4 protein-coding genes are annotated in these 13,547 nt (G+C 36.7%); 3 read left to right on the top strand and 1 reads right to left on the bottom strand.

Going from position 1 to position 13,547, the window contains the following annotated elements; translation table 11 throughout:
* Nucleotides 1–29 precede the first annotated feature (29 nt).
* A complete protein-coding gene (locus tag WBW42_RS14880; RefSeq protein WP_002115528.1) occupies nucleotides 30–1,862 on the bottom strand; it encodes a phosphoenolpyruvate carboxykinase (GTP) in 1,833 nt (610 codons plus the stop codon).
* 391 nt (nucleotides 1,863–2,253) lie between these two features.
* Between WBW42_RS14880 and WBW42_RS14875 the strand changes: the two genes are divergently transcribed.
* The 3 genes from WBW42_RS14875 to blp1 all read left to right on the top strand — a co-directional run bounded on the left by WBW42_RS14875 (nucleotide 2,254) and on the right by blp1 (nucleotide 13,482).
* Entirely contained in the window at nucleotides 2,254–3,192 is a 939-nt protein-coding gene (locus tag WBW42_RS14875; RefSeq protein ID WP_032057435.1) for a diacylglycerol/lipid kinase family protein, read from the top strand.
* The gene (locus WBW42_RS14870) at nucleotides 3,173–3,931 is read left to right on the top strand and encodes a metallophosphoesterase family protein (protein WP_032057436.1); all 759 of its coding nucleotides are present in this window, start codon (nucleotides 3,173–3,175) and stop codon (nucleotides 3,929–3,931) included. Before WBW42_RS14875 ends, WBW42_RS14870 begins: the two co-directional genes overlap by 20 nt.
* 302 nt (nucleotides 3,932–4,233) lie before the next feature.
* Nucleotides 4,234–13,482, top strand: a complete 9,249-nt coding sequence (gene blp1 / locus WBW42_RS14865; RefSeq protein ID WP_126117486.1) for a biofilm-associated Ig-like repeat protein Blp1 — start codon at nucleotides 4,234–4,236, stop codon at nucleotides 13,480–13,482.
* The last annotated feature ends 65 nt before the right edge of the window (nucleotides 13,483–13,547 follow it).

Below are 13,547 nucleotides of genomic sequence, written 5' to 3'. Positions count from 1 at the left end.
CACATGGCGACCTTTTTTATATATAGCAATTAGAAGCCAGTTTTTACAGCTTCAAGTAAAGCTGCTTGACGTTCTTTTAATGCTTTTGGTAAGCGATCACCGAGTTTATTAAATAAATCAGTGTGGCTTTCAATTTCAGTAATCCACTGATCTTTATCTTGAGCTGTGATTAGGTCAAATTCTTCTTTAGAGAATTCAGTACCTTCCCAGTTCAAGTCGTCATATGTTGGAACAAGACCAATTGGTGTTTCAACAGCGTTTGCACGACCTTCACAACGATCAATGATCCACTCAAGAACACGCATGTTTTGACCGAAACCAGGCCATACGAAGTTGCCTTCAGCATCACGACGGAACCAGTTTACATTAAAGATTTTTGGTAATTTATTACCAGCTGCTTCAGCTTTTGTACTTACTTGTTGACCAAGGCTTAACCAGTGATCAAAGTAGTCAGCCATGTTATAGCCAGCAAATGGAAGCATCGCGAATGGGTCACGACGAACGATACCTTGTTGACCAACAGCAGCAGCAGTAGTTTCAGAACCCATAGTTGCCGCTTTATATACACCGTCAACCCAGTCGAAAGCTTCAGAAACTAAAGGAACTGTATCTGCACGGCGACCGCCGAAAATAAATGCAGAAATTGGAACGCCTGCTGGATTTTCCCAGTCAGCATCGATAGAAGGGCATTGACCAGCTGCAACAGTGAAGCGAGCATTTGGATGTGCTGCTTTTTCACCATTTACGTGAGGCTGACCTTTCCAGTTAGTTAAGTTTGTTGGAACTTCTTTAGAAAGACCTTCCCACCATACTTGACCATCTTCAGTTACCGCTACGTTTGTATAGATAACATCTTTATGAAGAGTTGCCATACAGTTCGGGTTAGTCTTGGTGTTTGTACCAGGAGCTACACCGAAGAAACCAGCTTCAGGGTTAATCGCATATAAACGACCATCTTCACCTGGTTTGATCCAAGCAATATCGTCACCTACAGTTTCGATTTTCCAACCTTCATAACCTGCTGGTGGAATTAACATTGCAAAGTTTGTTTTACCACATGCAGACGGGAATGCTGCAGCGATGTAGTGTTTTTCACCTTGAGGGTTAGTTACACCAAGAATAAGCATGTGTTCAGCTAACCAACCTTGTTCGCGTCCCATGACAGAAGCGATACGAAGAGCTAAACATTTTTTGCCAAGTAATGCGTTACCGCCGTAACCAGAACCGAAAGACCAGATTTCACGAGTTTCTGGGTAATGAACGATATATTTTTCAGGGTTACATGGCCAAGCAACATCTTGTTGACCTTCAGCAAGTGGAGCACCTACTGTATGTACACAAGGAACAAACTCGCCGTCTGTACCTAATACATCATAAACGGCTTTACCCATACGTGCCATTTTACGCATGCTAACAGCAACGTAAGGAGAGTCAGTTAACTCAATACCGATATGAGCAATATGGCTACCTAAAGGACCCATTGAGAAAGGAACAACGTACATGGTACGGCCTTCCATTGAGCCTTCAAATAAACCATTTAATTTTTCACGCATAACAGCTGGGTTTTCCCAGTTGTTTGTCGCACCAGCATCTTCTTTATTTTGAGAGCAGATGTAAGTACGGTCTTCAACACGTGCAACGTCAGATGGGTCAGAATTTGCAAGATAAGAACCAGGATGTTTTTCTTGGTTTAATTTCTGCATGGTGCCGTTAGCGATCATCAAGTCGATTAGACGTTGATACTCTTCTTCGCTTCCGTCACACCATTCGATTTTTGCTGGTTTGGTTAAGTTTGCAATTTCTTCAACCCATGCGATAAGCTTAGGATGACGAACGAATTCTGGTGCGTTCACTGTGGTCATGGTGAGGCCTATTCAAAATATGTACAACGTACAAGTCATTCATTGAGAGGTACAATGAAAGATCAAATAAAAAAGTGGCTGTATTAAAGCACAAAATCATAAAAAAAATAAGACTAAAGACTAAGAAATAGATATTTTACTTTTATATATTTTTCTCATTTAAATCATTAACTTGTAGTTTTTTGCAATATCTTATTCTTAATATTTTTATGTTGTATGTGTGTTATTTATATTATTTATTTCCTTAAAAATCAATGTCTTGATTCTTGTTTTTTTCTTGAGAATTATTATTGATTAAACAAATGATCTTCATTCAAAATTTACATAAAGGGACTTTTATTAGGCGTTTTTATATACAATATTCAGGATGAATCCCTCTAAGATAATAAAAATGCGGACTTTAAAACCTCTCTCTATCATTTATAACCAAAAGTCGGGTTTTCATGCATCAAAACATGAAGATATGTATGAACAGTTAATGACTGTGTTCACCGAATTTGGTTTTGAAATACAAGTTTTTGAATTAGCAGAAGATGTTTCCTTTGATAATTTAATGAGTCAAGTGATTCATCGGCATAGCCAAAATGCAAATTTAGGTGTTGTTGTTGCAGCGGGTGGGGATGGAACCTTAAATGCAGTAGCGTCAAAGCTTAGACATACTCATATTCCTATGGGAATTTTACCTTTGGGAACCTTTAATTATGTCGCTAAAGTTTTAGATATACCCTTAGATTTGTTAGAAGCTGCTGAAGTTATCGCTACAGGTACAACTCGTTCTGTACATATTGCGACAATTAATGACCATGTTTATTTAAATAATGCAAGTCTAGGACTTTATCCATTATTTATAAAAAAACGTGAGCTTTATAATAAATACTTAGGGCGTTTACCTTTGCATGCCTATACATCAGCTTTGGATGTTTTATTAAGAGAAAATAAATCCATGAAACTTTCCATCACAGTAGATGGGAAGAAATATCCAGTCAAAACACCTCTAATTTTCTTTGGTAATAACCAGTTGCAGTTGTGTGATATGAAATTAAGAATTGCCGAATGTGCAGCACAAGGTCGGGTCGCTGGAGTGGTGATTACGAAAAGTGATAGGCTTAGTTTATTAAACATGTTGTGGCAGTGGATTCAAGGCAAAGTAGAAGAGACACAAGATGTTTATAGTTTTTGTGCAGATCATGTGGTGGTAGATTGTGCAAAAAGATCAAAACTTACAGTGGCTTTAGATGGTGAAATATTAGAGATGAAAGCGCCTTTAAATTTCTCTGTGGAAAAGAATGCTTTAAATATTATGGTGCCAAATGTTGTTACATCTGTCTGATCTGCATTTTGGAACAGAAGTTGAGGTATGTTTAGATGCAATCCGACTTTTTTGCACTCAACATAGACCTGAAGTCATTGTGGTGAGTGGTGATATTACTCAACGTGCCCGATATCAACAGTTTTATAAATGCCGTCAGTTTTTAGATAGCCTTAATATTCCTTATCTTGTTGTGCCTGGTAATCACGATATTCCGTTGTACCATATCTGGAACCGTTTTTTCTCACCATTTACTCGCTACCAATATTTTTTTGGCCAGCTTGAACCAACTATAGAAACTGAACATTTTTATATTGTTGGGGTGAATAGTATTCGCCGTCGTTATCATACTCGTGGACATATTTCGATTGAGCAAATTCAAACTACATATGAGCGATTACAGCAAGCGCCAGCGGATAAAATCAAATTAGTTGTTTTCCATCAACCTTTTTATACTCCACCTGATGATGAGCATGGTATTAAAGATTGTCCTGTATTAGGAAAAATGGCACTCGAAAAATGGAGTACCACGGGACTATTTGGAATGTTACACGGGCATTTACATAAAACTGCTGTATATGATTTAACGCAAATTTATCAGTTAAAGATAGATCATCCTATTTATGATATTCATGCAGGAACAGCAACTTCTAGCCGTTTGCATTATCATGTTCCAAATAGTTTTAATGTCATTTCAAATGAAGGAAAAATTAATCATTATTGGTTTAATTACGATTTAAAGATTTTTCAATTAATTTAATTTATAAAAATTCTATAAGACATTTAACTTAAGAGTAGATTGATAAAATTTTATCCATTACAATGCCTAAGCTTTAAATTCTATATATGGGGAATAGGAAAACATTCTAAATGTTTTATCATTTTAAAAATAATATTAATGGATACATAAAAATTTTTAACTATATAAAAAGCCGCGATTTAAAGTAGCTACAATAAGGGTTTAGTATTTTATGATAGTTAATAATATTTGATTAAATGAGTATCTATTTATCTTAATATTTTAGAATAACTTAATAATATTTAAAATTTCATGGTGGAAAAATGGTACAAGTATCATTAATGGCAAATAATGCTTCAAAAAATAATACAGTTGATATTAATGTAGGCCAGACAAAAAATATTGTAGTAAATCCTAAAGAAGTCGCAAAAATCGATATAAATCCAGAAAAAATTTCTTCAATAACAAGAGAAGGAAACAGTGCAATTGTTCATCTAAAAGATGGAACTGAAATTGTTTTAGAAAACTATTTTATTAACGAAAACCCGCAAATTCTTTTAAATGAAGGGCAGAGTTATTGGACTGCTAATCTGGGAGAAGATGCTAGCGGACAGACCACTGTTAATTATTTAGAATTAAAAGATACGCCAAAGCTTATTGATAGTTCATCTTCTGTACCCCTCTGGTCGTGGGTAGTCAGCGCTTTAGCAGGAGCAGGAACAATTGCTTTATTGTCTCGGAACGATTCTAAAGATACGACGCCTCCTGAGCCAGGTACTTTGAATTTCAATAATTTTTTAGATTCTGGGGGGGCGACAACCGACCAGATTACTCAAGATAAAAACTTTAATTTAAAGCTTGAAGGACAGGAAAGTGGAAGCCGAGTAACATATTTGGTCTCTACCGATGAAGGAAAAACTTGGCAAGAGACAACGGTCGCTCAAAAAGATTTAGTGGATGGAAGTTATCTTTACAAAGCTGTAGTAACCGACGTTGCAGGCAACATATCTGAAACCAGTGTGCAAAAAGTCGTTGTGGATACAACAGCGCCGCAAGCAGGTGAACTGACTTTAGCTGCTTTGACTGATACGGGCATTTCAGCAACTGATCAAATTACGCAAGATAAAGCTTTTGATTTAAAGATTAGCGGACAAGAAGTAAATAGCCAAATTACTTACTGGATATCGAAAGATGAAGGAAAGACATGGCAGGAAACGACAGTAAATCAAAAAGATTTGGCTGATGGTATTTATCAATTTAAAGCTGTAGTAACCGACGTTGCAGGCAACATATCTGAAACCAGTGTGCAAAAAGTCGTTGTCGATACAACAGCGCCGCAAGCAGGTGAATTAACTTTATCTGATTTAAGCGATACGGGTGTTTCAGCAACAGATCAAATTACGCAAGATAATAATTTTACTTTGAAGCTAGCTCAACCGATTGTAATCGGAGAGCAAGCTGCTTTATTAGACCACTATGAAGTCTCTACCGATGAAGGAAAAACTTGGCAGGAGACAACAGCTGATCAAAAAGATTTAGCTGATGGAAGTTACCTCTATAAAGCTGTAGTGACAGACCTCGCAGGTAACACATCAGAAACTGGTGTGGAAAAGGTAATTATAGATAATTCTTTAAATATTGAATCAACTACAGTAACTGTAAAGTCGATTACTGAAGACAATATAATAAGTTTAGTTGAAAAAGATCAAGTTATTTCTATAAGACTGGACGTAGATAATCTACCAACAGACTTAAATAGCTCACTGACCTCAGTAAATACGACATTAAACAATGTTGTTTATAACTTTCATTTTGATGAAGTTACCCAAGAGTGGGTTACTGAAATTCCAGCAGAGTTTTTGTGGTCAGAAGAATCGCAAACCAATATATCAACTGATATTAGTCTTACTGATCAAGCTGGCAATACAGCTATTATTAAACAGACCCAAAATTATAATGTAGATCATACTCCAAATTCGCCAACTCTAGATTCACTAACTTTCAATAATATAGATGGAGCTATCATTTCAGGTAGCGCATATAAAGGAAGTAAAGTTGATATCTACAATAAAAATGGTGATTGGCTTGCAACTACAATAGCTAATGAGGAGGGTAAATTTACTTTACAAGACCTTTCTATTAGTACTAATCAAGAAATTTATGCGGTCGCTACTTATAATGGATACAGCAGTGAAAATTCGTCAATTAACCTAGTTACTGAAGTTCCTGCTATTAGTATTACAAGAATTAGTCCAGAAGGTGTGATCACTGGTTATGCGACCGAAGGCAGTCATTTTATAGTAAAAGATCAGAATGGAAATATTCTACAAGAGTTTAACTCCATTGCATTTGAGGGTTCAGGTATTACGCCTTTTAGTGTAATGGCATTAGGTGAGGTCAGACCATTTACTTTGACCCTCAACCAACCTTTAGAGGAAGGTACTCAAATTATTATCTCTACAGATAAAGATAATATTTCAGGCCATCCACAATATATTACCGCAGACTATATTCCAGCAGTATTTTTAGAAACTCCACAATTTGATATTAGTGGTGAAACTTTATCAGTACATGTTAATGAGCCGAACAGCTTTATTCGTGCATTTTCTGGAGAGGGCAATTTAATTGCTACAGGTTTTACCGATGAACAAGGCTTTGCAAGTTTACAGGTATTCCAATTTTTAAAAGAAGGTGAGTCGGTTACCGTACAAGTAGTAGATAAAAATCAAAATACGAGTGAAGCCCTAATCGAAGTTCCAAACTTTGCTTATATTCCATATGTTGAACGTATTACACAAGAAGGCTTAATTTCTGGGTTTGCTGAAGATAATAGTACAGTAATCGTGCGTGATGCTGACGGTAATGAATTAGGAAAGGTTATATTAGGTGATGACAATAGTTGGAATGAATTTAGTCATTTTAGCTTGAGTGTAAACCGACCTTTAATTGATGGAGAGCAAATTTCCGTTCAAATTATTGATAATAAAGGGTTGATGAGTCCTGAGCAGAATATCATTGTAGATCTGACTCCTCCACCTGTTCCAACAGATTTAAATTTCAATGATGCTGGTGATTTAGTTTATGGCCATGCAGAACCTTTCTCTGAAATTTTAGTTAAAGATGGGCAAGGAAACATTCTTAATAAATGGTTCTGGAATAACTGGACTGATGAGAGTGGAAGTTTTTCGATAGAACTAGGTATGTTTTTAACTAATGCTGAGACGGTTTATGTCACGGCTACCGATGTGAATGGAAATGTAAGTTTAGCAGCGCAGATACAGGCGCCTAATTATGCTTTTGCCCCCCATGTAGATAGCTTTACTTCGGACGGAGTGATAAGTGGACAAGCTGAAAATAATAGTACTCTTATTGTTAAAGATGCCAAAGGTGAAGTCGTAGCTGAAATTAAAGTCGGTGAAGATAACGGTTGGAATGGATCAAGTTATTTTAAACTCCAGCTTGACCGCCTTCTTGTTAATGGTGAGCAGTTGTTCTTATCAATTAAGGATGCTCGTGGGCAAGTAAGCACCGATACTGTAATTACCGCTGATACGGTTGCTCCTACACCAGCCAGCAATTTAGTTTTCTCAGAAGATGGTTCATATCTTACAGGCGTAGCAGAACTGAATACTACGATTCAGGTTTTTGATCATAATGGTCAGCTCGTGAATATATGGAATAACACCATAAACTCAGATGGTACATTTACTATTTTCTTAGGTAGCAATAATTTACATGGAGAGGCATTCACGGTCACAGTTAAAGACCAAGCTGGAAATGTGAGTGAAGCTGTTTCAATAAATGCTCCACTTGATGATATTGCACCGGATCCAATTAAAAATATTTTACTTGATGCAAACGGTCAAAACTTTACAGCACAAGCAGAAGCAAATAGTCAGATTGAAGTTTTTGATTCATTAGGTAATCAGACGGGTTGGGGCTCTACAGATAGTGCTGGTAATGTCTCAGGCTTTTTCAATCAAATCTATTTACATGGTGAAGAGCTTACTTTTGTTGTCATAGATCGAGTTGGTAACCGTAGTATCGAATTTAAGCAAAATGCTTTAATTGATACCATTGCACCAAATCCGATTGCAAATATCATCTTCAACGAAGATGGCCAAAGCTTTACAGCTCAGGCAGAAGCTGGAAGCTCTATTGAAATATTAGATCAGGCTGGAAATAAGATTACTACTAGTTATACCGATAGCTTAGGTAATGTATTTGGTTATTTCCCGCAAGTTTACTTACATGGTGAGGAACTTACTTTTGTTGTAGTTGACCGAGCGGGTAACCGTAGTGCAGAGGTCAAGCAGAGTGCTTTAACTGATGATATCGCACCAAATCCGATTGAAAATATTGTATTAGATATCAATGGACAGAGCTTTACAGCTCAGGCTGAAGCAAATAGTCAGATTGAAATTAAAAATACCAATGGTGACATTATTGGTTATGGATCAGCAGATAGCACAGGCAATGTTTCTGGTTACTTGTATCAGGTCTATTTACATGGCGAAGAGCTTACTTTTGTTGTCGTTGACCGAGCGGGTAACCGTAGTACAGAAGTTAAGCAGAATGCCTTGATTGATAATATTGCGCCAAATCCGATTGAAAATATTGTATTCGACTCAAACGGTCAAAACTTTACGGCGCAAGCAGAAGCAAACACTCAAATTGAAGTCAAAAATGCTGCAGGTGAGGTCATAGGTTCAGGTTATGTAGATGGCGCTGGTAATGTGTCAGGTTATTTATATCAAGTCTATTTACATGGAGAAGAACTTACTTTTGTTGTCGTTGACCGAGCTGGTAACCGTAGTGCAGAGATCAAGCAAAACGCTTTAACTGATGATATTGCACCAAATTCAATTGAAAATATTGTACTTGATGCGAACGGACAGAACTTTACAGCTCAGGCAGAAGCAAACACTCAAATTGAAGTCAAAAATGCTGCTGGTGAAGTCATAGGATCTGGTTCAACCGATAGCATGGGTAATGCTTCTGGTTACTTCTATCAGGTCTATTTACATGGTGAAGAACTCACTTTTGTTGTAGTTGACAAAGCGGGGAACCGCAGTACAGAGGTCAAGCAGAATGCCTTGATTGATGACATTGCTCCGAACGTGATTGAAAACATTATCTTTAATGAAAATGGTCAAAACTTTACAGCGCAAGCAGAAGCAAATAGCAAAGTTGAAGTTAAAAATACTGTGGGTGAGGTTGTAGGTTTTGGTTATGTGGATGGTGATGGTAATGTCTCGGGTTACTTGAATCAAGTTTATTTAAAAGGTGAGGAGCTCACTTTTGTTGTGATTGATCAAGCTGGTAATCGTAGTGTTGAAGTAAAACAAACAGCCTTTCTTGATAATACGGCACCAGAAAATGCGACTAATTTAGTATTTAGCGAAGATGGTTCATATCTAACTGGTATGGCTGAGCCCAATTCTACGATTCAAATAATTGATCAGAATGGTCAATTATTAAATCTTTGGAATAATAATGTTAATTGGGATGGAACATTTAACCTCTATTTAAATAGTAACTACATGCATGGAGAAGTATTTAAAGTAGTTGTAGTTGATCAGGCTGGTAATTTGAGTGACGGGGTTACTGTAAAAGCACCGCTTGATGATATTGCTCCTGTAGCTGCAAGTAATCTTACATTCAATGAAGATGGTTCGTCCCTTTCTGGTGTGGCTGAGCCGAATACCTTCATCCAGATTTTTGACCAAAATGGTCAGCAAGTGAATACCTGGAATCAGAGTGTAAACGCTGATGGTACATTCAACATTTCTCTAGGTAACTACAATTTACATGGTGAAGAATTTACAGTCATTGTTAAAGACCTTGCTGGAAATGTGAGTGAAGCTGTTTCAGTTAAGGCGCCGCTTGATGATATTGCCCCAAATCCGATTAAAAATATTGTACTTAATGCGAACGGTCAAAACTTTACAGCACAAGCGGAAGCAAATAGTCAGATTGAAATTTTTGACTCATTTGGTAGCCAGATAGGTTGGGGCTCTACCGACAGCACTGGTAATGTGACGGGTTACTTCTATCAAGTGTATTTACATGGAGAAGAATTAACGTTCGTTGTTATAGACCGAGTAGGTAACCGTAGTGATGAAATGAAGTTAAATGCTTTGATGGATACCATTGCACCAAAGCCGATTGAAAACATCATCTTTAATGAAAATGGACAAAATTTTACAGCACAAGCAGAAGCTAATAGTTTTATTGGTGTCAAAAATGCTGCTGGTGAGTTTGTCGGTTATGGTTATGTCGATAGCACTGGTAATGTGTCAGGTTACTTGAATCAAGTTTATTTAAAAGGTGAGGAACTCACTTTTATTGTTATAGATAAAGCAGGTAATCAAAGTATTGAATTTAAGCAAAATGCTTTAACTGATGATATTGCACCGAATCCAATCGAAAATATTATATTTGATATCAATGGACAGAACTTTACAGCGCAAGCGGAAGCAGATAGTCGAATCGAAGTTAAAAATGCTGTTGGTGAGGTGGTAGGATCTGGTTCAACCGATAACATGGGTAATGTTTCTGGTTACTTCTATCAAGTGTATTTACATGGAGAGGAGCTTACTTTTGTTGTAGTTGATCGAGCTGGTAACCGCAGTACAGAGGTCAAGCAGAATGCCTTAATGGATGATATCTCGCCAAATCCGATTGAAAATATTGTGCTCGACTCAAACGGTCAAAACTTTACAGCGCAAGCAGAAGTAAATACTCGGATTGAAGTCAAAAATGCTACGGGTGAGGTTGTAGGTTATGGTTATGTAGATAGTACTGGTAACGTGTCAGGTTATTTTAATCAAGTGTATTTACATGGAGAAGAGCTTACATTTGTTGTAATTGATCAAGCAAGTAACCGAAGTATTGAGGTTAAACACAATGCTTTAATTGATGATGTTGCACCATCAGCTGCTTCACATATTACATTAACCTCAGACGGATTGCTTTTTGGTGAGGCTGAGCCAAATGCAACGATTGAAATTATTGATCAATATGGTGCAGTTATCATAACAACTGATGTTGGATATGGTGGGGTCTTTAATCAATGGATCAATTTGAGTCAATACCAGACACAAAATTTAAGTATTGTTGTCAAAGATAAAGCTGGTAACCGCAGTGAAGTTGTTCATGAAATAGTACCTTTATTTACCAACTCACCAATTGCTGCAACAGAGCTAAAATTGGATGTAAATGGCCATATTCTTACAGGTAAGGCGACAGCAGGAATGACGATTGTTGTCACATCTACTGATGGTCAGATCATTAATGGAGAATGGAGCAGTATAGTTAATGAAGATGGTAGTTTTGCTATTAAGTTAAATAGCTATTATCTACATGGACAGACGTTACTAATTCGAGTTTATGACCAGAATACATATCAATACAGCCCAATCACTGAACTTATTGCGCCATTAGACAATATTGCTCCAGTGATTAATGAGGTAGCGATTAGTAACGACGGTCATGAGATAACTGGACATGCTGATTCAAAAGTAATTATTAAAGTAATAGATGCGGATGGAGATTTACGAGCAGAATTTCAAATGGAGGAAGCTGGATATTTCAATGTTGGTATGTATCCACCTGTATTACGTGGAGAGCAATTATTTATCACGGCAACGGATTTAGCTAAAAATATAAGTACGCCATTTAATTTTACTTTTACTGCAGATACTAATGCACCACCATCAGCAGATCATGTTGTTTTATCTGAAAATGGTTTCTTCATTGAGGGAACTGCTACACCAAATAGTGAGATGCATATTTTTGATGTGTATAGTGATTATATTGGCGGTGGTTCTGTAGATGAAACTGGATATTTTAATATCCAGTTATACTCACCTCAGGTGAATGGACAAACTTTACGTGTTGTTGTGGAACATAATGGGTATCAAAGCGTTTATACAGAAATTAAGGCACCGATAGACATCGTTGCGCCAAATGCAGCAACACAACTTGTATTGGAAGAAGGAAATATACTTTCTGGGGAGGCTGAAGCATATTCAACTGTTAATATTTTCGATGCTAATAATAATTTAGTTGGTCAGACTACTGTGGGAAGTAGTGGTACTTTCTGGGTGCAATTATGGTCACAATATTGGCATGGTGAAACATTGACAGTAAAAGTAGTTGATGCCAATCAAAATATAAGTGTGGGCTCAACGATTGTTGCTACGAATGATACAACAGTACCGAATGTAGCCACACAACTTGCCATAAATGGATTGGGAGAGCTCACGGGACATGCAGAAAGTAGAGCTATCCTTGAAGTTATATATCATTTTGCTGATCAAGAATCTTCTGTAACTTCTGTAATAAGTACGACGGTTATGGTTGATGGAACTTTCTCTGTTTATATGTATGAGAATGCAACATCATTTGATCTTACTGTTATTGATCGTGCTGGAAATCGTAGTGAAACTATCAATAAAGCAATTAGTGATTTAACTACAATCACTGTTGATCAGTTTAAAGGTGATTCTGCTGATAATACTTATATAGTTGATCATATAATTGATTTTGTTCAAGAATATATTGTTGAGCCGTATGCAATATATAAAGATGTCTGGATTGATAATAGCTATACATATCCAGAATGGGTCACTGAAGGTCATTACGAACAGATATGGTTTGTTGATGGTTATTATGATTCCCAATTGGTCACAAGTGGTTATTCAACTGTACAAAATGTTTATCAAAATCAGAATGGTATAACTTATATTGATAATGGCATGGCAGATAGCGATTATGGTCGATATGAACAACAATATTATGATTTTGCGAATGGACAATGGCAAGAAGGTTATGAATTGACCTATATACGTTCAGAAGAAGGCTGGGTTGATACTAGTCATTATGAAGACGTTTATGTTGATACAAGTCATTATGAAGATGTTTGGGTAGATACTAGCCACTATCAAGATGTTTTCGTAGAAAGCGGTTATTGGGAGAACCAACTTGTTGAATCAGGCTATCGAGATGTTGATTTTGGTGGACACGATAAAATAATTAGCTCTGTGAGTTATAGTCTGGTTGGATATTCTGATTGGTCGACAGGTCTAGAAAGTGGTCGTTATGTTGAAGACTTGGAGTTGGTTGGTTCTGCTCATCTAAATGCAACAGGCAATGCTTTAGATAATCTTTTAACAGGTAACTCTGGTAATAACGTTTTGAATGGGCGTGAAGGTAACGATACCTATATGACTAATGAAGGTACTGATTCCATACTGTTCCAATTGCTAAATAGCCAAGATGCGACTGGTGGGAATGGACATGATACGGTGTTAGATTTTACTTTAGGTGATGTAAGAACTGATACTCAAGCAGACAAAATCGATTTAAGTGAACTATTAATTGACTATTCTAAAGACGTGAGCACATTAGCGAAATTTATTACTGTAGAGCAAGATGCTGGAAACACGACTATTAGTCTTGACCGAGATGGTGAAGGTACAATGTTTAGTAGTGTTTCATTGATAACTTTAAATCAGGTAAATACAACATTAGATGAATTGTTAAATAACCAGCAACTCTTTGTTTAACATTAATATTTATCTTTATAAAAGAGGCTATGAAAATAGCCTCTTTTATTTTGTGCTTTAAATTT

This window comes from Acinetobacter sp. LT1 (genome assembly GCF_059800965.1).
This window is presented reverse-complemented; position numbering and strand designations above follow the sequence as displayed.